The sequence below is a fragment of the Metallosphaera javensis (ex Hofmann et al. 2022) genome (genome assembly GCF_022064045.1).
GTDB classification, from domain to species: domain Archaea; phylum Thermoproteota; class Thermoprotei_A; order Sulfolobales; family Sulfolobaceae; genus Metallosphaera; species Metallosphaera javensis.
The window spans coordinates 134821-153675 of the sequence record NZ_JAKNCW010000001.1; the positions used below are offsets into that span (position 1 = coordinate 134821).

The window sequence follows — 18855 nt, forward strand, 5'->3', positions numbered from 1 at the left end:
GTAGTAAAAGAAGTGGCTTAGGTGCCATATCTCCATTGCTTTGAGTACTCAATCTGTTCCTTTGTTAACTCCTCTACCTGAATTCCCATTGAATCCAGTTTCAATTTAGCTACCCTTTCATCTATATCTTGGGGAACGTCATAAACCTTAGGCTTCAGGGATCCTCTGTTCTGGTAGAGGTGGACTACTGAAAGGGCCTGATTTGAGAAACTGAGGTCCATGACCTCACTGGGATGTCCTTCACCCGCAGCTAAGTTTACCAGCCTCCCATCTGCCAGAAGGTATATTCTTTTTCCATCTGGTAACACATGTTCCTCCGTATATGGCCTAATCATCCTCCTGCTCTTAGCTATCTTTCTCAGACCTTCAACGTCAATCTCCACATTGAAATGGCCCGCGTTTGCCAGAATTGCGCCATCTTTCATGTTCAGGATATGTTCCTTAGATATTGCCCTGATGTTACCAGTAGCAGTGATAAATAGATCTCCAATTTTTGACGCCTCCTTCATGGTCATCACCTCGAATCCTTCCATCACTGCCTCCAGTGCCCTCAAGGGATTGGCTTCTACTACTATTACTCTTCCTCCAAGCCCTCTGAGTCTAGATGCTATTCCTCTTCCTACCCATCCGTAACCTGCAACTACGCATGTCTTTCCTGCTATCAAAATATTGGTCGCCCTGAGAACCCCATCGATGGCACTTTGCCCGGTCCCGAACCTGTTATCGAACAGATATTTGGTAAAAGCATTATTCACCGCTATGACCGGATATTTCAGAACGCCGTCCTCTTCCATGGCCTTTAGCCTGACCACGCCAGTTGTGGTCTCCTCGGTACCGCCTATCACGTGGCCGTAAAGATTGTTCTCATGCAGGTAAGCGTGTAAATCACCGCCATCATCCATGACTATTTGTGGTTTGATCTCCACTATGGCCTTTATGTTGTTATAGTAATCCTGCTCATTTTCTCCCTTCCATGCAAAAACATTAATTTCATATTTTTTTACAAGTACTGCGGCTATGTCATCCTGAGTAGATAGGGGATTACTGGCTGCTAGGGACACTTCCGCCCCTGCGAGTTTAAGGGTTTTCATGAGAACTCCTGTTTCCTTGGTTACGTGCAGTACTGCAGCGATTCTAACTCCCTTTAGTGGTTTTGTTCTTTCTAGTTCCCTCTGTATGCTCATGAGGGCTGGCATATGCAGTTCGGCCCATTCCAGCTGGGCTTGACCCTGGTCTGCAAGGGATATATCCTTAATGCGGTAATTCATGAGATCAACGATACAAGATAGTATAAATTTGTATGCTAGGTCTGAGGCAAGCGTGGACTTCAGATATATCCTAACAAATTGCAGACCAGAAATATCTTTTCCCAATCCCAATAATAGTAATATCATGATATTTTATAGAGTTAATACTTTAGATAACCGTAATAAAATGAATGAGATCAAGCTCCTGATAAGCGGTTGATTCACCGAGTCGTAAGCCTTAAAAACAAAAATGTCCTATTTAGGTGAGGGGCCCGTAGCTCAGCTAGGTAGAGCGCGCGGCTCATAACCGCGTGGTCGAGGGTTCAAATCCCTCCGGGCCCACACGTATTCATTTGATACCCGCGTTTGAACTCCCTAAGCTTCTGCCAGTGGATGTCAGTAAAGGTCGCACCCTGAGATTTTCTCAATAATCTTTAATGTAACACTATTATTTCTAGATATTGGTACGGGAACTAATTTTAAAATTTCACTGCCTTATGAGCTTTGGTTATCATGTTCAAAGAGAAGGACTTTATTTACATAGATTACACAGGTAAAGTTAAAAATACAGGTGAGGTTGTGGATACTACCATAGAGGAAGAGGCCAAGAAGGCCAACATTTATAGCGAGGACAAGAAGTATGAACCACAACTTGTTATCCTTGGGGAACATAGGCTAATTAAAGGACTCGAAGACAGTCTATACAATTTTGAGCTCAATGAAGAGAGAGAAATCGAAATACCGCCAGAGAACGCCTACGGTCAAAGAGACCCCTCTAAGGTTAAGGTCATGTCCCTAGGCGAGGTTAGGAAGCAGGGAATAACTCCCTATCCTGGAATGCCTGTAAGATTTTCTGATGGTTCAGTGGGGACAATAAAGAGCGTGAGCGGAGGAAGAGTTTACATTGATCTCAATCATCCCCTAGCCGGAAAGACCCTAGTATATAAGGTAAAGGTGGTAAAACAAGTGACCGATGTGAAGGAGAAGATACAGGCTTTAATCAAAAGGTGGTTTGGAGGTGTAGAGATGCCCGCACCAGAACTTTTGGAGGATCAGAAAACCCTGAAGATTATCATACCAGAAAAGATATTTCTGCTAGAAGATCTTCAAACCAGGAAGCTACTTCTGGCCAGGGATATAATTAAGTATGTGCTGGATGACGTAGTTGTGGTATATCAGGAATCCTACACCAAGGCTTTTATTACTCAATAACTCCCGTATCCCGTGCAACTTTTTCTGCTGACGACCAGGTTAATCCCCTGTCGCCCAGTATTGTGTATCTTTCAGGTCTTATGGTGTGAGCTATGGTGAGGGCCTTTATGACTACATCGTTTGGAATTCCAAGCTGCTTGGCAGTGGTGGGTGCTCCTATTCTGTCTAGGGCATTTCTTATTTCCCTCCAGTTTATTCCGTGAATATAAGCCATTATGATGGAACCTATTCCCACCAGCTCACCGTGAAGTGCCGCATTTGGTTGAAGAAGATCCACAGCATGGGCGAACAGATGTTCAGACCCGCTTGCTGGCCTTGTACTTCCGGCCATACCCATGGCCACTCCGCTACTAATTAGAGCCTCGGTTAACAGGCTGACACTGTATTTCAGGTCCCTATGGATTATCTTGGTACAACTAAGAGCATGTTTTGCGGAAAGTAGAGCCAGAGACGCCGTATAATCTCCATAATATTCTCCAGTGAGTTTAGACGCAAGTTTCCAGTCTCTAACAGCCACCAGCTTTCCTATGGTGTCTCCTATTCCAGCATTTATGAGTCTTCTAGGTGCAGAACTGAGCACGTTTATATCAGCAATGATAGCATAGGGCATCTTCGCCTTAACTGACACAGGCTTACCAAGTCCCTTTATTGATGCAAAGGGGGAGGTAATCCCGTCGTGAGAGGGAGCGGTGGGAATACTGATGAAATTTACGTTTAGTTTGTACGCGACGTACTTGGCCACATCTATAGTCTTTCCGCCTCCTATTCCCAGGACAAACCTAGGGTTTAGTTCCTTGGCCTTCTCCTCTACCCTGTTCACCTCATCAACGGAAGAATCCATGACCTCCACGAATTCTATCATACCCAATTCGTTGAGTCCCTTCGCGATCTCGTCAATTACAATTTTCCTGACATTGGGACCAGTAACCACGAGGACTGGTTCGGATACGCTCAATTGAAAGAGATAATCTCTGAGCTTCGACAGTATTCCGTTGCCCACATAGACCTTCTTAGGGAGCTCAATGATATGCTCATGAATCTCCATACTATGAAAGAAGATTTAAATATAATAAAGAGTTACCTATGCCTGTTAGATTTCTTTGTTTTTGGTGAGATAAGTGTCCAATTTTAGGTTAGGAATAATATCGTCCATATACAATGGAATTCCAAAAGAAGCCCAAATTACAAGGATCGAATTCGAAGGTCCTGAAATTGCAGTATATGTCAAGAATCCATCAGTTCTGAGCGATAAAATGGAACTGGTGAAGAAGATAGTGAAGGAAATAAAGAAAAGGATCGTGATCAAGGCTGATAGTAGTGTAAGAAAGGATAAGAAGGAGACCATAGAGATAATAAAGAACTTCGTACCGGCGGAGGCCCAAATTTCTGATATAAAATTTGACGATGAACTTGGGGAGGTCCTCATTAAGGCAAAGAAGCCTGGACTGGTGATAGGGAAGAGGGGATTGATCCAACAGAAAATCTTCATGGATACCTACTGGAGGCCGGTGATAATCAGGGAACCTCCAATTAAGTCTAGAACCGTGGAGGGTGTACTCACCCACATTTACAACGAAACTGAGTACAGGGCAAAGATGCTCAAAACCTTTGGGGAGAGAATACACAGGGAGTTACTGTTTAAGGATAGGTATGTCAGGGTAACAGCGCTGGGGGCCTTTCAAGAGGTTGGAAGATCCGCAGTTCTAGTGGAGACTCCAGAGAGCAGGGTATTAATGGACGTAGGAGTCAACCCGAGCGTGAATTTCGGAGAAAGAATGTTTCCAAAACTGGATATTGACCAGTTGAGACTTGAGGACCTAGACGCAGTGGTGCTAACTCACGCTCACCTAGATCACAGCGGAATGATTCCATTCCTTTTCAAGTATGGTTATGACGGACCTGTCTACACAACACAGCCCACTAGGGATATAATGGCGTTAATGCAACTGGATCTACTGGATGTGGCAGACAAGGAAGGAAGGCCATTACCCTATTCAGCCAAGGAAGTTAGAAAGGAGTTACTGCACACGATAACCCTTGACTATGAGGAAGTCACGGATATTGCCCCTGATATTAGGCTCACCTTCTATAATGCCGGCCACATCATTGGTTCTGCGATGGCCCATCTTCACATAGGGGATGGAGTACACAACCTTGTGTATACTGGAGATTTCAAATATGCTAGGACTAGGTTATTGGACAGGGCAGTTTCTGAGTTCCCTAGAGTTGACACGTTAATAATGGAGACCACTTACGGTGCACAAACCCAGACCAATAGGGAAGAGTCGGAGAAGCAGTTAATTGATGTGATAAACAGGACCCTAAACAGGGGTGGTAAGGTTCTCATCCCAGTTTTGGCTGTGGGAAGAGGACAGGAGATTATGCTGGTGATAAATGACGCTATGAAGAGAAAACTCATACCGGAAGTACCGGTTTATGTTACTGGACTATTCGACGAGGTTACGGCGATACATACTGCGTATCCAGAGTGGCTAGGTAAGGAAGTAAGGGATTCCATATTGTTCAGGGACGAGAACCCATTTACCTCAGACTTCTTTAAGAGAATAGAGGGATATAGGGAAGACATTGCTGAGGGTGAACCCAGCATAATCCTTGCAACTTCTGGGATGTTAAACGGTGGACCTGCGGTAGAGTTCTTTAAGCAGTTAGCTCCAGATCCAAAGAACAGTTTAATATTCGTGAGTTATCAAGCCGAGGGAACGCTTGGCAGGAAAGTTAGGGACGGAGCAAGGGAAATACAGATCATAGGAAGGGACGGGAGAATAGACAACATTAAGGTGAATCTAGAGACTACCCCCATAGACGGATTTTCAGGTCATTCGGATAGGAGGCAACTTCTAAAATTCCTCGAAGATCTAACGCCCAAACCCAGGAACGTAATATTAAATCACGGAGAGGCCTCAGCCATTAGAGAGTTCAGGAGGCATATCGAAAACTACAGGGAAAGGGAGAGGCTGGGATTAAGGTCAGCAAATATCTACTCGCCAGCAATTCTGGACAGCATAAGGTTAGACAAGGCTTCCTGACAGAGCCTGGTTTAGAATGCGTAAGTGGAGAAGCCTAAATTTTTTAAGTGTGCAAGGCTCTAGTTCATGAGGGCCCGTCGTCTAGCCTGGTTAGGATGCCGCTCTGACACAGCGGAGGTCCTGGGTTCAAATCCCAGCGGGCCCATGTCCACGTCCCATCTGGTTGAGTTGTGTTAACTAGGCTTGATCCTAGCAATTGAGACTCAATCTCGCAATATTCATAGAATTTAGAAGTATGCGGGGGGCGGGATTTGAACCCGCGCAGGACTACTCCAGTAGGGGTCTCACCTTATGGTCCTGAGCCTACCCCCTTTGACCTAGCTCGGGCACCCCCGCACATTTATCTAACATCTATCCGATTTAAAAAATCACGGTTAATGCGCCGGGGGCGGGATTTGAACCCGCGTGTCTCGGTGAGACAGTAGGTCGCACGCTCTAACGCTGGAAAGGTCTCGAGCCTACCCCCTTGGTCCGCTCGGGCACCCCGGCATAATCAATCTACGATTTTCAACTTAAAAAATCAAGCAGGGACAGTGATGGGACTAGACTCTGTGGAAATTCTACTCTCTGATGATAACTTGTCCCTAACATTCTTGGGAATACTGAAAAGCATCGAGTGAGTTTCGCCATCATAATATCTCAGTCTTCCCCTTATTCTTTGGCCTATTAGGGTGTTTACAGTGGTGGGGGATAGCTCGTTTGGCGTCACCCTATTTGATGCATATACAAATCCCCATAACCCATCAAATGATGGAACATAGGTTATTGATGCTGAAACCTTTCTAAATACAGACCTAAGCGTGTTATATATCACAGAGAACGTATCTAAGCTGAAGGATGGAGAAGTAGCCTGAGTTACTATACCTCCGTCAGTGCTAACCAGTCTAGATAACTTTTCGTAAAATTCCCTAGTATACAGCTTATATGACGAGTTGCCCATAATGGGATCCGTTAAATCTAGAATCACAGCATCGAACTTCTCCTGTGTCCTTTCCACATACTTTAGAGCATCATCAATAACCAGCGTTGTCCTGGGATCATCAAAGGAGCCCATATGCCATTCAGCTAAATGCTTCCTTGCAAAGTCTATGACAGCTTGATCTATATCCACCATTACTGCCCTGCTTACAGACTCATGCTTGAGGGCTTCCCGTAAAGTGGCACCCTCTCCGCCGCCCAGTATCAACACGTTTTTGGGTCTGTCCAAGGAAAGGAGAAGAGGATGAACTAGAGTTTCATGATATATGTATTCGTCAGATACGGTGGATTGAACCTTGCCATCTATAATGAGTGATTTGCCGAACCTAGTTAAACGGGCTACCATTACTCTCTGAAACTGGGTAGTTACGTCTTCCAGAACTTGGTCAATATGATGGCCGTGGAACTCATAGGAGGACTGCCACTCTATATGCCAGCTCCAACCGAAATCCATTACTTTAACCTGACCCCATTGACCTTTTTAGTTTTCCAGCTATACCTTGTTATTCTCTTTGACCTTCCGAACCCGCATGCTGCACATTTGTGTTTGGTAGGGTTATACGAATTTCTACCGCATCTTCTGCATCTAATGTGACTGCCTCCCTTATTCATCTTTCCGAATGATGGAGTTCCCTTCATTCATCCCACCTACTGTTGAATTGGGGAAATTAGAATAACATTGTCTCCTCTAATGACTATGGTTCCCATCTTCTTTCCTCCACCATCGCTCTGAATCTCCTCGGAATCTGATAGAACTAGATTCATATGCTGATCGTAACTCTTTAGAAGCCCCCTCACTTCCTTATTTCCCTTTAATTTAACTAGCACTAGGCTACCAACGGACTCTGCGAGTAGTTTGTGTGCTGTTTCGGCCATGAAGTGAAACACCTATTATGAGTAGGACTCAGTCTCGTTTATAAATTGAGTGGCTCTTTGTAACGTAAAGTTATCATGTCGCAATGGAAACAGAACAGTCCCACCGCGGGGACTTGAACCCCGGACCACCCGGTAACTGCCCTTTATCTACAGCCGGGCGCTCTGAACCGGGCTGAGCTACGGTGGGACAAGATTCACTGTTCCTTTGCCCATAAAAGTTTTCCGCTACATTATCGGCAAGGAGAACTGTAATATCAGAACTTTGCCAACAACACTTTCTCGATGAAAGTGGAGAGGCATAACTTAAAGTGTGGAACAGGAATTTCATTATGAGAGCATGAGAATTGCCTATGCCAACGCAATGGATTTTAAAACTGTTATAGAGGCGCTTTCTAAGCTAATTGATGAGGTTACCTTCACTTTTACCTCCTCAGGATTAGATGTTATTGCTGTGGATAGAGCTCACATTTCGCTGATCAAGTTGCACTTCCCCAAGGAAGCCTTTGAGGAATTTGATGTCGAGGATGAATTCAGATTTGGGTTTAATACCCAATACATGCTGAAGGTCATGGCCAGTGCTAGGAGAAAGGAAAGGCTGGAAATGGAATCCAGAGAGGAATCCGAGATAAACATAAGGATGTTGGGCGAGCCACCCAGAGAATTCACCATCAGGAACATAGACGTGCCAGTCCAAGAGCTACCAGAGCTAAAACTAGACTTTGACGTTAAGGCGAAGATCACATCTTCAGGATTTAAGAAAGCCATTTCGGAAATCTCAACGGTTAGCGATTCGGTGGAGATAGATGCTACAGAGATGGAAATAAAGCTCAGATCTAAGGGGTCAACCGAGGTTGAGGTTGAGTTCACAAAGGAGATGGGAGGATTGCAGGAGATAGAGGTTAAGAGACCCTCTACATCCAGTTATTCAGCAGATTACCTTGAGGATGTCCTGGTACTAACTAGGTTGTCAGGCTTCCTTACTCTCCTTTATTCGGAACAGAAACCACTACAGTTAGAATTTAATATGGATAATGGCGGTAATGTAGTGTACCTGCTAGCTCCCAATATGGGGTGATAAAATTTACAATAAGTATAGTTGGAAGTTATCCTAGGGCAATATCGCTCGGAAAAGTTTTTTCAAGATACAGGTCAGGAAAGATAGATAAGACAGTTCTAGATAAGGAGATAGCCAAGAGAACAAGTGGCTTCATGTCCTTGGCCAAGGATGTGGGCGCGAGTTACACTACTGATGGACTCCTGAGATGGGACGACCTGATGGATGTGACATTCTCCTATATATCTGGCCCTACCAAAGGTGAATTAATGAGATTTTATGATAATAATTTCTATTATAGGAAACCTGTTATCAAGGGAGAGATAAAGGCCCAACCTGATGAGTACATTAAGACCCTCCAGGAAGATATGGAGATTGCCAAGAAGGTAGGTTACACGGGTAAACTAAAGGCCGTCATTGTGGGTCCTTTAACATACGCCCTCCTCAGCGATAACAGACATTACGACGATGAGGAATTGGTCTTTGCTTACGCAAAGGAAGTAAACTCCGTGATGAAGGCCATATCCAGCGAATTGGTCATAGAGATCCATGAACCCTCTTTCTTTGAGAAGGGGATCAAGACCTCGTTAATATCTAAACTTGAAGAGGCTTATTCGGAGATGGTGAAGGGAGTGAACAACGAAAAACACCTCATAACCTATTTCAGGGTGAATCCTTCAAAGTTGGAGACCTTCTTTAAGCTTCCAGTTGAAGTCCATGGATTAGATGTGATTGAAAACATTAATTTACTAGCTCAGGTTTACGCTAGGATTGCCAAGAGAAGGGTGTTCTTTGGAGTGCTTAACACTAGAAACACTAAGCTGGAGAAGATATCCACCATCAGGAGAATCATTAACAAGGGTTATCAGAAGGGCGCTTCACAGGTAATAGTAGGGAACGCAGCACCAATGGATTTTATACCCGAGATGATCGCTGTAAGAAAATTGAAACTTCTCAAGAAGCTGGGTGACAAATCATGAATCTTCCACCCCTTCCAACAACAGTTATAGGAAGTTATCCCAGGCCTAAATGGTTAAGGGAAGCCATTTCCTTGGCTAAGAACGGTAGAATGTCACAGGAGGACCTGCAAGAGGCGTTTAACGACGCAGCTATTACCGTCATGAGAGATCATCAAGTGGCCGGCATTGATGTTCCCACGGACGGTGAGGTGAAAAGGGATGAAATGGTTGAGTTCTTTGCTGAGAGACTCAAGGGTTTCAGGTTTTATGGACCAGTGAGAGTTTGGGGAACAGCATATTACAGGAAGCCCTCAGTGGTCTCAAAGATAGAGTATAACAAACCAATGCTTGTGGACGAAGTCCAATTTACAAAGAGTATAACATACACCCCCTATTTCAAGGTAACAATAACAGGTCCGTATACAATGGCCTTCTGGTCCTATAACGAGTATTATAAGGATAGGAGAGAGATGGCCTTTGATCTAGCCAAGGCTATAAACGCTGAGATCAGGAATCTAGTGGAGGCGGGAGCATCAGTGATCCAGGTTGATGAACCCGCTATTCACTCCAGCGCTGAGGAGGTGGAGTGGGCAGTTGAGGCGGTTAATGAATCGGTTAAGGGAATAAATGCCAAGCTGATGTTGCACATATGTTATGGAGATTACAAGATTGTTGCGCCATATCTAAATGATTTCAAAGTAGATCAGATAAATTTTGCATTGAAGATATATAACTACAAGCCTCTCAAATTGTTTAAGGAACATGGGTATGACAAGGAAATAGGTGCGGGTGTTATAGATGTTCACAACAGGAACGTTGAATCTCCGGAAGAGGTATACAAGGATATCAAGAGACTCATGGAGTACTTCCCAATGGAAAAGATATGGATAAATCCAGATTGTGGACTGAAACTGCTTCCGAGAAACATTGCCTTCTCCAAGATGATGTCAATGGTGAAAGGAGTTCAGATGGTGAGGGAAGAACTTAAAAAGAGCGGTACAGTAGGAAAATAACCAAGTGGTGATTACGTTTGAACAAGAGGAGAGCCAACGGCAGTTCCCATTCAACCAGACCAGTAAGAACCGGGTCCCCTAAATGGGTCAGGTTCTCAAGAGAGGAAGTGGAGATGCTCATAGAAGAGCTGGCGAAAAAGGGCTATACTCCGTCTATGATCGGAATTGTACTCAGGGATCAATATGGAATACCTCTTGCAAAGCCCATTATTGGAAAGAAGGTCAATCAGTTCCTGAGGGAAAAGGGATTGGCTTCTCAGATACCAGAGGACCTCTTTAACCTTATCAGGAGAGCAGTGAACGTAAGGAGACATCTTAATGAGTATCCTGGGGATAAAACCGCGAAGAAAGGTCTCGAGGAAATAGAGTCTAAGATAAGAAGACTATCCAGGTACTACAAGAAAACGGAAAAATTGCCTCAGGACTGGACATACGATCCGGCAAAGGCGGAACTGTTAGTGAGTGCGTCCTCATAACGCAGTTTCAGTCGCATCCTATTTTCTTTAATTCTCCCCTTAGCGCCTTTTCCAGCGCTATTCTGGTCATTTTATCAGCATCCTTGTTCTCTTCTCTTGGTATCCACACGATCTCCACAGAAGAGAACTTAGAAAGAAGTTCCTTAGCCTTGTTGAAAAGTGGTATGATTCTCTTGGACTTTACCGAATATTCTCCCTTAAGCTGCCTGATCACCAGCTGGCTATCTCCCTCTATCCTAGCTTCGGTTACCCCAAGACTCAACATTTTCGATAAAAGACATATCAAACCAGTGTATTCAGCAACGTTATTGGTGGAGTCAGGGCTCCATGGTTCTGATGCAAGTCCCATACCCTCTAACACGTTCCCGTCAATGTAGATCACATATCCAAATGTGGCTATTCCTCCAGGGTTTTTAGGCTCACATAGACCATCAAACTTGCCTAGGACTTTCAAGGGCTTGCTCTACCCTCTCCTTCAGTACCTCTGCAACCCTTTTATCAATACCTATGGGTCTAGCTATGATTACCTTCACGCTGTTTCCATCAACTGTAACTCTTCCGTTCTCGTCTATGCCGATTAGCCTTGGAATATCCCTGTAGAAATGTGCTCCTGCTGCAAATAAAAGCGGAACTGCTACTATCTCAGTAGCTCCCATTCTAACCAGCGACTCTACACTCTCTCTCAGAGTGGGCTGGTTAAATTCTATAAATCCAAATTCAACTAATTCAAAGTAGTTCCTGAGAAGATCCTTATAATTTACTGCAACGTCTTTCCACTCATTTACTCTGCTTCCGTGAAGTACAAGTAGGATTCCTATTTTCATATCAATAATCATAACCCTGAGTTTATATACTCGTGTCATTATACCTTTGTGAAAAGGGGAAAGACGAATTGGCTGACTTCAAGATTGTTATATCTGATCCTGCGTCAAAGAAGGTTGTTCCAACCAAGGTAAAGGTCAGGCTAGTGGATAACGTGCAGTCGGAGGAAGGAGAAAAGGATGGAAGGACTTTGCCTGTATGTCTTGTTAATCCAAAGACAAGGGAGAAACTGGGCGCAGATCAGTTCATCACGGTTGAGATACAGAAACAAGAGGGGGATAAGAAGGTCAAGGTAAAGGTTCATTTCATTGCTAGAGACTCAACAGAGGTGCCTGAGGGCGAGATTCACGCCAGTAAGGCGCTTGCTGAGAAATTTGGAGCGGAGGAATTCGAGGCTACTGCATATAGAACTAAGTCTTTCCAATTAAATGTGGATCAAGGTCAGGTAAATCTGGTGGGATCTAAGATAGGTGATAATTTCACCCTATCCGTAGGCGGGATAGCACTTAAGCTAGCAATAACAGGAGGTTCAGATAATACAGGTTTCCCCATGAGACCCGATGTTCAGGGAGCTGCAAAGCGTAGAATACTTTTAGCAGGTCCACCAGGATTTATACCATCCGAGGACGGAGAGAGAAGAAGGAAGGTAGTAAGGGGAAACGTAATCAGTCCCGAGAATGTTCAGATTAACTGTATAATTGTAAGGTGATTTTTTGCCCTGGCCAGTAGTACAGCCAGAAGTTAACATAGGTGTTGTTGGGCACGTAGATCACGGTAAAACTACCCTAGTTCAGGCCCTAACTGGAGTCTGGACATCTAAACATTCTGAAGAACTGAAAAGAGGAATGACCATAAGACTAGGGTATGCGGAAGCGTCCTTTGGTCTCTGTAAATCCTGTAGGAAACCTGATGCGTACGTTAATGAACCGTCGTGCAATTCGTGTGGTAGTGATGAGGAACCGGAATTCTTGAGACGAGTCTCATTCGTTGATGCTCCAGGGCACGAAGTATTGATGGCTACTATGCTCTCCGGTACCGCAATACTCGACGGAGCGATCCTAGTTGTTGCTGCAAATGAACCCTTTCCTCAGCCTCAAACCAGGGAGCACTTCGTGGCATTGGGAATAGCAGGGATAAACAAACTCGTGATAGTGCAGAATAAAGTGGATGTGGTATCTAAGGACGCAGCACTTGCTCAGTTTAACCAGATCAAGGAATTCATTAAGGATACCTGGGCCAGTGAGGCAGAGATAATACCAGTTAGTGCACTTCATAAAATAAATATAGATGCTCTAATTGAGGCGCTGGAAAGGAGAATTCCAACACCAAAAAGGGATCCAAACCTTGATCCAATAATGTTAGTTATAAGAAGCTTTGATGTTAATAAACCTGGTACTCCATCCAGTGAGTTAAAGGGAGGGGTAGTTGGAGGGAGTATAATTCAGGGAATGTTTAAGGTTGAACAGGAGATCAAGATACTTCCAGGAATCAGATTAGAGGAAAAGGGGAAAGTTACGTATAAACCGATTTACACTAGGGTCTCTTCTCTGCGCTTTGGAGACTTGGAATTTCAGGAGGCACGTCCAGGAGGTCTAGTGGCCATGGGTACTTACCTCGATCCATCGGTAACTAAGGCTGATAGTCTGATAGGAAGTATAGTAACTGGCGCCAATGTGGACATTCCAGTTCTTTGGAAGATAACCACCACCTATAATCTCCTGGAGAGAGTTGTGGGAAGTAAGGACATGACAAAGGTAGACCCAATCAGACCAAAAGAAACGCTTCTCATAACGCTGGGTTCTGCTACCAGTCTTGGGGTGGTTACCAGGGCCAAATCGGATGAAATAGAGATGGAGCTCAAGAGACCCCTTGCAGTATGGGACAAGAAGGCTAGACTTGTGATAAGCAGACAGATTGGCGGAAGATGGAGATTGGTAGGATGGGGACAGGTGGTTCTGTAGGGGTTTTAGTAGATACTAACGTTCTTATGTATGTTTATGACAAGGTAGATCCATTTAATAGGGTAGTGGAATATTTTGAATATAAACCTCTATTCTATATTCATAAATTAGTTCTTCAGGAACTGGAAACATTGAAGGGAAAATATAAAAATTCTTCAAAGATTCAGTCTAGGGTCTCATTGGCTAAGAAATATCTAGAGGTCTACAGGGACTGGTGGAAGTTGATAGACCTGCATTCAGATCTTCCTACAGACGAGGCGTTAATTGCCACTGCAAGGGATCTAGAACTTATCCTGTTTACAAATGACGAGGAATTAAGAAGGCAGGCGCTAAAACACAATGTTGAAATAATTTTCATGGGAAGGTGGGGTAAAATTATAAAATCCTTTCACACTATTTAGCCCCGATTCTTTATGTTTAAAGTTGTAAAGGCCAGAGGAGTTGTCAGAATACCACCTGAACTCTTTGGCGAACCCTTAAACAAAACAGCAACAGAGATACTTAATAATGAATATAAGGAAAGGTTATTTAAAGATTTAGGTCTGGTTCTGTCCGTAATCAGGGCAAATGTTAGTGAGGAGGGGATGATTGTCTTTGGTGACGGTGCAACCTATCATGAGGTAGAGTTCGAACTCTTAACTTTCTCACCCATGATTCAGGAGGTTATAGAGGGCGACATAACCCAGGTTGATAACTATGGAATCTATGTAAATATGGGCCCAATGGATGGCCTAGTTCACGTATCTCAAATTGGTGATGATAACTACAAATTTGATTCAGTAAGAGGAATTTTAATTGGAGAGAAATCTAAAAAGACTTTTCAGAAGGGAGATCTGGTCAGGGCCAGGATAATGACCATTTCTTCCACGGCAAGCAACAGGTTACCAAGGATTGGACTAACCATGAGACAAATAGGTCTAGGGAAGGTGGAGAGGAGGAACTGAGATGTCGGCCAAGACCCTTAAGGCATGTAGATCATGCAAGGCTCTAGTGAATAGGGAGGTACAGCAATGCCCCATATGCAACGGTACAACTTTTAGCGATGAGTGGGAGGGGATGGTTATTCTCCTTAGCGAGAAATCGGAGCTTGCTGAGACCATAGGTGAGTCGAAACCTTGGAGGTACGCCATAAACGTAAAGTAGAGATATGTTTTAGACCCCCAAAGAACGTAAGAGCGGAACTAGCTAGACCCTACGGCATTCTTTTTTTGAATAACGGGAAGTTACTCTCCTATCTAACCCGATTTGAAAGGATAATCACGGTTGGGGACGTGGTGACCAGCTTAGTGACGGGAGCTGGAATCACGCCTTTCTTATCAGTTGTGGATGGTAAGACGAGAAGGAGCGTGTCTATCTCCACTCAGAGATCTAGTGTGGTTGTGACGAATGAAGCTGGCATTCTTAGATTCAGTGCCATGTCCAAGATAAAGGAGATAATGCATGGGCAGGGACCAACATCCGTATTCATCGAAGGAGAGGACGACATGATGGTGATACCCATAATACTATATGGAAAAAGTGGAGATTTGGTTGTTTACGGCCAACCCAATGCCGGAGCGGTTTGTCTGGAAAATTGGGATGGAGCGAAATGGAGAGTCATGGATATCTTCTCCAAGTTTACGGCTGAACTCTGCTGATCAGACCTGCGCGAGTTCTTCATCTATCCGACCTTTCGAGCCTCATCAATTACGCGCCGTATTTTGTGGCCCTGTTAGAGTAGTTTAAAAGCAAGTCTATTATATTTAGCCCGACGATCCTGAGAGAGCCTTTTCTACCTTGCCTTTCATTGAAGTCCTCTACGTTATCCGGAATGATATTGGTTGGCACGTAAAGCAGAACTGGTACAGGATCGCCAGAGTGCTCCTTTAGTTCCACTGGCGTTGCATGATCGCCTGTGAAGAGGATAACGAGTTCTGAACCATACCTATCCAGAACTCTCCCTATTGATCTATCTATCATTTCAATTGCTCTAACTTTCTCAGAAATTTTCCCATCGTGGGAGGCCGCATCGGTGGCTTTGATATGCAGGAAAACCAGATCATGATCCTCTAACAGTTTAGCTGCGGCTTCAGCTTTAGCCATATAATCCGTATCTATACCCCCAGTTGCACCAGGCGGGGTAACCACATCCATTCCTAGGGATTTACATACGCCTTTGATAAGGGCAGTCGCAGAGACTGCAGCCCCGCTCAGGCCAGTGTAATCTCTAAGTTTTGGTAGTTCAGAATGAATTGATGCGCCCCTTAATAGAATTATATTGGCTGGTGGTAATCCCTCCTTAGCTCTTCTCTCATTCAGTGGTGAGGTAGAAAGAACCTCGTATATTCTCCTTGTTAACGTGTTTATCACATTTGCAGTTCTCTTTGAATTGAGAGAGTCATCAAGGGGTTCGCTGAATAATACTCTTTTACCTACCTCATGAGGATCCGTGTCCGATATCTTATCGCTCAGGTTCTCTCCTGAGAGGACTACGGAAACCCTATGCTCAGTCCCATGATAAAATCTAACCTTTACTCCATCTATCTCATGGATTTTATCGTTCAATTCTCTAACCAGGTCATCTGCCTCATCGATTTTCCTACCGGCCCTTCTGTCCGTTACCACAAGGTTTGAATCCACAGTGGCGAAATTTCCTCTGAACGCAACATCTCCCTCATTAAGAACCGCTCCAGCGCCAAGAGCCTCAAAGCTACCACGTCCCTTATAGTATTTCCTTGGATCCAATCCAAAAATGGCAAGATGTGACGTATCACTACCAGGTACCACTCCTGGGCCTATGGGATCCATTAACCCAACAAGGGATGAATGAAGAAGTGACGCGATAGTGGGCTTATCAGCCTTTTCTAGGGGAGTTTTACCACCTAGCGCTGTTACCTGCCTATCTCCTAGACCATCCCCTACGACAAGGAGGATCTTATACCTGTTCATCCTAGGGCACTCCTCTTCAGCTCCTTGGCCATTCTTTCGTACCTTTCAATCTGGGCCTTCGTTAGACTGGGCGTTACCACTTTCATTGCTTCTTCAAAGTGGGCCGATGTTACCTTGGGAGCATTGGAATCGATACACGATTTGATTACTTTATTATGGCACTCAGTAACCCCATCTCCCTTAGCACTCTTACATTCCTGTTCCGCAGAACTGTTACATTTGGAGTAGATCTCCCTCAAAGATATCATGGTGGCCTCCCTAACTAGGGCTTCTAGGTCAGCTCCAGTATATCCCTCAGTTTTCTCGGCCAGAGCCTCCAGATTAACATCAGGGGCAAGTGGTACAGATTTCGTATGTACCTTCAGTATCTCCAATCTTGCCTGCTTATCTGGTGGAGGAACGTAAATCAGTCTATCAAATCTACCAGGTCTCAGTAGGGCTGGGTCAATTATATCAGGTCTGTTGGTTGCCGCGATCACTACTACCTTACTTAGGGGAACAATTCCGTCCATTTCAGATAGCAATTGGTTCACCATCCTCTCGGTTACTCCGCTATCATGTCCCATCCCTCTCATGGGAGCTATGGAATCAATTTCATCGAAGAACACCACAGTAGGTGCTGTTTGTCTAGCCCTCTTGAAGATTTCTCTGATTGCCTTCTCGCTCTCTCCAACCCATTTGGATAAGACTTCCGGTCCCCTCACTGCAATGAAGTTAGCACCGCTCTCCGTTGCCACCGCCTTAGCAAGCATGGTTTTGCCGGTTCCAGGAGGACCAAACAGGAGTACGCCCTTAGGTGGCCTTATACCAGCTTTACTGAAAACCTCAGGGAACCTCATGGGCCACTCTATTGCTTCGCGTAATTGCTGTTTTACGTTGTCCAGACCTCCAATCTCTGACCATCTTACCCTAGGAACTTCCACATAAACTTCCCTAAGTAAGGTGGGCTGAACGAATTTCATTGCATTCATGAAGTCATCCATGGTAACCTTGAGTTCCTTAAGAACTTCAGGGGACAATCTTTCCTGTTCCAAAAGTTTCTTCCTATCCCCGGCATTGATGAATCTCCTCAGGGCATGCATTGCCGCCTCCTTAGCCAGTGCGGCTATATCTGCACCCGTATAACCGTTGGTCATTTCCGCTATTACGTCCAAGTTTACATCATCAGCTATGGGCATGTTCCTAGTATGAACCTGCAGTATCTCCTTTCTGGCCTTGGTGTCTGGAGGCCTTATCTCTATCTCCCTGTCGAATCTACCTGGCCTCCTTAGTGCTTGGTCCACTGCATCGGGCCTGTTTGTGGCCCCTATGACTACTATCCTTCCGCGTCCCTTTATTCCATCCATGAGGGTCAGCAATTGAGACACAACTCTCTTCTCAACCTCGCCTGTAACCTCCTCCCTCTTTGGAGCTATGGCGTCTATCTCGTCTATAAAAATGATTGAGGGGGCATTCTTGTCAGCATCATCGAAGATTTCCCTTAACCTCTGCTCGCTTTCCCCATAAAACTTGCTCATTATTTCAGGACCGTTAATGGTAACAAAGTAAGCCCCTATCTCATTGGCCAGTGCCCTAGCCAGTAGGGTCTTCCCAACGCCCGGAGGACCGTAAAGGAGTACGCCCTTAGGTGGCTCTATGCCCAAGTGTTGAAACAGCTCTGGATGCTTCATTGGAAGCTCTATCATCTCCCTTAGCTTCTCCTTAACTTCATCTAAGTCTCCAATATCCTCCCATGTAACCCTCGGATACACCTGGGCTTCCCTAACTGGTTCCTCCTTTATGTTGATCTCCGTACTGCTGGTAACGAACACATAGTTACTGGGCTGGGTGTTGGACACAACCAGATCTATCGTTCCAGTATAAATGGGGATGGAAATAGTTTCTCCCTTGATAAGGGGTTTGTACATGAGGTACTCCTTCACGTAATCCACAAACGTCTGATCAAAACGAATAGGCTGAGTTGGGGCAAGGGTAACTTTAGTCGCTGGGTCAACTTTAGCCTTCTTAACCGTAACTTCATCCCCAATGGAAACTCCAATGGTCTTTCTAACGTAACCGTCAACCCTAATTTCTCCGTCACTCAGGTCATAAGCGGGCATGGCCTGCAATAGGGCGGTACCGCTGGGCCCCGTGAGCTCAATGTAGTCCCCAGTTTCAATTCCCAATTTCCTCATTGTGTGTTCTGTCATTCTGGCTATTTTACGTCCCACATCCTTCTGTCTCGCTTCCAATATTCTCAGTCTCAGATTCGATGACATGTCTGAATCTAGTATAACCATTTA

At 44.7% G+C, this 18855-nt stretch carries 21 protein-coding genes and 5 tRNA genes; 14 read left to right on the forward strand and 12 right to left on the reverse strand.

The features are described from left to right. Positions 1-17: 17 nt before the first annotated feature. Positions 18-1268 (reverse strand): adenosylhomocysteinase, encoded by a 1251-nt coding sequence (ahcY, locus tag L3N51_RS00885; RefSeq protein ID WP_238024729.1) that lies wholly within the window; start codon positions 1266-1268, stop codon positions 18-20. 247 nt (positions 1269-1515) lie between these two features. Between ahcY and L3N51_RS00890 the strand changes: the two genes are divergently transcribed. Continuing rightward, a tRNA-Ile gene (locus L3N51_RS00890) sits at positions 1516-1589 on the forward strand. A 171-nt stretch (positions 1590-1760) separates the two neighbouring features. Continuing rightward, positions 1761-2459 carry a peptidylprolyl isomerase gene (locus L3N51_RS00895; RefSeq protein ID WP_238024730.1) on the forward strand — a complete coding sequence of 233 codons (699 nt, stop codon included), beginning with the start codon at positions 1761-1763 and terminating at the stop codon, positions 2457-2459. Here the strand turns inward: L3N51_RS00895 and L3N51_RS00900 are convergent. Next, a complete protein-coding gene (locus tag L3N51_RS00900) occupies positions 2449-3504 on the reverse strand; it encodes an NAD(P)-dependent glycerol-1-phosphate dehydrogenase (protein ID WP_238024731.1) in 1056 nt (351 codons plus the stop codon). The genes L3N51_RS00895 and L3N51_RS00900 overlap by 11 nt on opposite strands. A gap of 73 nt (positions 3505-3577) precedes the next feature. Here L3N51_RS00900 and L3N51_RS00905 point away from each other — a divergent pair, with 73 nt between their 5' ends. Beyond that, entirely contained in the window at positions 3578-5506 is a 1929-nt protein-coding gene (locus L3N51_RS00905; protein WP_238024732.1) for a beta-CASP ribonuclease aCPSF1, read from the forward strand. A 70-nt stretch (positions 5507-5576) separates the two neighbouring features. Next, positions 5577-5651: transfer RNA gene (locus L3N51_RS00910), tRNA-Val, on the forward strand. 91 nt (positions 5652-5742) lie between these two features. Here the strand turns inward: L3N51_RS00910 and L3N51_RS00915 are convergent. The 6 genes from L3N51_RS00915 to L3N51_RS00940 all read right to left on the reverse strand — a co-directional run bounded on the left by L3N51_RS00915 (position 5743) and on the right by L3N51_RS00940 (position 7547). After that, positions 5743-5842 (reverse strand) — tRNA-Leu (locus L3N51_RS00915). Positions 5843-5886: 44 nt separating this feature from the next. After that, positions 5887-5995, reverse strand: a tRNA-Ser gene (locus L3N51_RS00920). 31 nt (positions 5996-6026) lie between these two features. After that, positions 6027-6938 carry a methyltransferase domain-containing protein gene (locus L3N51_RS00925; protein ID WP_238024733.1) on the reverse strand — a complete coding sequence of 304 codons (912 nt, stop codon included), beginning with the start codon at positions 6936-6938 and terminating at the stop codon, positions 6027-6029. Beyond that, positions 6938-7123 carry a 50S ribosomal protein L37e gene (locus tag L3N51_RS00930; RefSeq protein ID WP_238024734.1) on the reverse strand — a complete coding sequence of 62 codons (186 nt, stop codon included), beginning with the start codon at positions 7121-7123 and terminating at the stop codon, positions 6938-6940. Before L3N51_RS00930 ends, L3N51_RS00925 begins: the two co-directional genes overlap by 1 nt. A gap of 9 nt (positions 7124-7132) precedes the next feature. Continuing rightward, on the reverse strand, positions 7133-7360 hold the full coding sequence (locus tag L3N51_RS00935; RefSeq protein ID WP_238024735.1) for an LSM domain-containing protein: 228 nt from the start codon (positions 7358-7360) through the stop codon (positions 7133-7135). Between the two features lie 98 nt (positions 7361-7458). Continuing rightward, positions 7459-7547: transfer RNA gene (locus L3N51_RS00940), tRNA-Tyr, on the reverse strand. A gap of 123 nt (positions 7548-7670) precedes the next feature. On the opposite strand from L3N51_RS00940, the gene pcn reads away from it, so the two are divergent. The 4 genes from pcn to L3N51_RS00960 are packed head-to-tail and all read left to right on the forward strand — an operon-like array spanning position 7671 to position 10862. Beyond that, positions 7671-8435, forward strand: coding sequence for a proliferating cell nuclear antigen (pcna) (gene pcn, locus L3N51_RS00945; protein WP_238024736.1), 765 nt, complete (start codon positions 7671-7673; stop codon positions 8433-8435). Beyond that, positions 8432-9394: a hypothetical protein gene (locus L3N51_RS00950; RefSeq protein WP_238024737.1), complete on the forward strand. Its 963-nt coding sequence runs from the start codon at positions 8432-8434 to the stop codon at positions 9392-9394. Before pcn ends, L3N51_RS00950 begins: the two co-directional genes overlap by 4 nt. Beyond that, positions 9391-10386 carry a methionine synthase gene (locus L3N51_RS00955; protein WP_238024738.1) on the forward strand — a complete coding sequence of 332 codons (996 nt, stop codon included), beginning with the start codon at positions 9391-9393 and terminating at the stop codon, positions 10384-10386. The genes L3N51_RS00950 and L3N51_RS00955 overlap by 4 nt, the downstream gene beginning before the upstream one ends. Positions 10387-10403: 17 nt before the next feature. Then, positions 10404-10862, forward strand: coding sequence for a 30S ribosomal protein S15 (locus L3N51_RS00960; protein WP_238024739.1), 459 nt, complete (start codon positions 10404-10406; stop codon positions 10860-10862). Between the two features lie 7 nt (positions 10863-10869). Here L3N51_RS00960 and rnhA read toward each other — a convergent pair whose 3' ends face one another. Both rnhA and L3N51_RS00970 read right to left on the reverse strand, forming a co-directional pair. Next, positions 10870-11316, reverse strand: a complete 447-nt coding sequence (gene rnhA / locus L3N51_RS00965; RefSeq protein WP_238024740.1) for a ribonuclease HI — start codon at positions 11314-11316, stop codon at positions 10870-10872. Then, a complete protein-coding gene (locus tag L3N51_RS00970) occupies positions 11294-11686 on the reverse strand; it encodes a CbiX/SirB N-terminal domain-containing protein (protein ID WP_238024741.1) in 393 nt (130 codons plus the stop codon). The genes rnhA and L3N51_RS00970 overlap by 23 nt, the downstream gene beginning before the upstream one ends. A 68-nt stretch (positions 11687-11754) precedes the next feature. Between L3N51_RS00970 and L3N51_RS00975 the strand changes: the two genes are divergently transcribed. Genes L3N51_RS00975 through L3N51_RS01000 form a run of 6 tightly spaced genes read left to right on the forward strand, consistent with a single transcriptional unit; the run spans position 11755 to position 15282 of the window. After that, on the forward strand, positions 11755-12393 hold the full coding sequence (locus tag L3N51_RS00975) for a 30S ribosomal protein S6e (RefSeq protein ID WP_238024742.1): 639 nt from the start codon (positions 11755-11757) through the stop codon (positions 12391-12393). Between the two features lie 4 nt (positions 12394-12397). After that, complete coding sequence (locus tag L3N51_RS00980; RefSeq protein WP_238024743.1) at positions 12398-13645, forward strand: translation initiation factor IF-2 subunit gamma; 1248 nt, start codon at positions 12398-12400, stop codon at positions 13643-13645. Then, positions 13609-14046: a PIN domain-containing protein gene (locus L3N51_RS00985; RefSeq protein WP_238024744.1), complete on the forward strand. Its 438-nt coding sequence runs from the start codon at positions 13609-13611 to the stop codon at positions 14044-14046. The genes L3N51_RS00980 and L3N51_RS00985 overlap by 37 nt, the downstream gene beginning before the upstream one ends. A 12-nt stretch (positions 14047-14058) precedes the next feature. Continuing rightward, positions 14059-14589: a DNA-directed RNA polymerase gene (locus tag L3N51_RS00990; RefSeq protein ID WP_238024745.1), complete on the forward strand. Its 531-nt coding sequence runs from the start codon at positions 14059-14061 to the stop codon at positions 14587-14589. Position 14590: 1 nt separating this feature from the next. Continuing rightward, positions 14591-14788 (forward strand): transcription elongation factor subunit Spt4, encoded by a 198-nt coding sequence (gene spt4 / locus L3N51_RS00995; protein WP_238024746.1) that lies wholly within the window; start codon positions 14591-14593, stop codon positions 14786-14788. Beyond that, positions 14761-15282 carry a GTP-dependent dephospho-CoA kinase family protein gene (locus tag L3N51_RS01000; protein WP_238024747.1) on the forward strand — a complete coding sequence of 174 codons (522 nt, stop codon included), beginning with the start codon at positions 14761-14763 and terminating at the stop codon, positions 15280-15282. The genes spt4 and L3N51_RS01000 overlap by 28 nt, the downstream gene beginning before the upstream one ends. 49 nt (positions 15283-15331) lie before the next feature. On the opposite strand, the gene L3N51_RS01005 is transcribed toward L3N51_RS01000, so the two are convergent. Next, positions 15332-16573 carry a 2,3-bisphosphoglycerate-independent phosphoglycerate mutase gene (locus L3N51_RS01005; RefSeq protein WP_238024748.1) on the reverse strand — a complete coding sequence of 414 codons (1242 nt, stop codon included), beginning with the start codon at positions 16571-16573 and terminating at the stop codon, positions 15332-15334. Further along, positions 16570-18831, reverse strand: coding sequence for a CDC48 family AAA ATPase (locus tag L3N51_RS01010; protein ID WP_238024749.1), 2262 nt, complete (start codon positions 18829-18831; stop codon positions 16570-16572). Before L3N51_RS01010 ends, L3N51_RS01005 begins: the two co-directional genes overlap by 4 nt. Positions 18832-18855 lie beyond the last annotated feature (24 nt).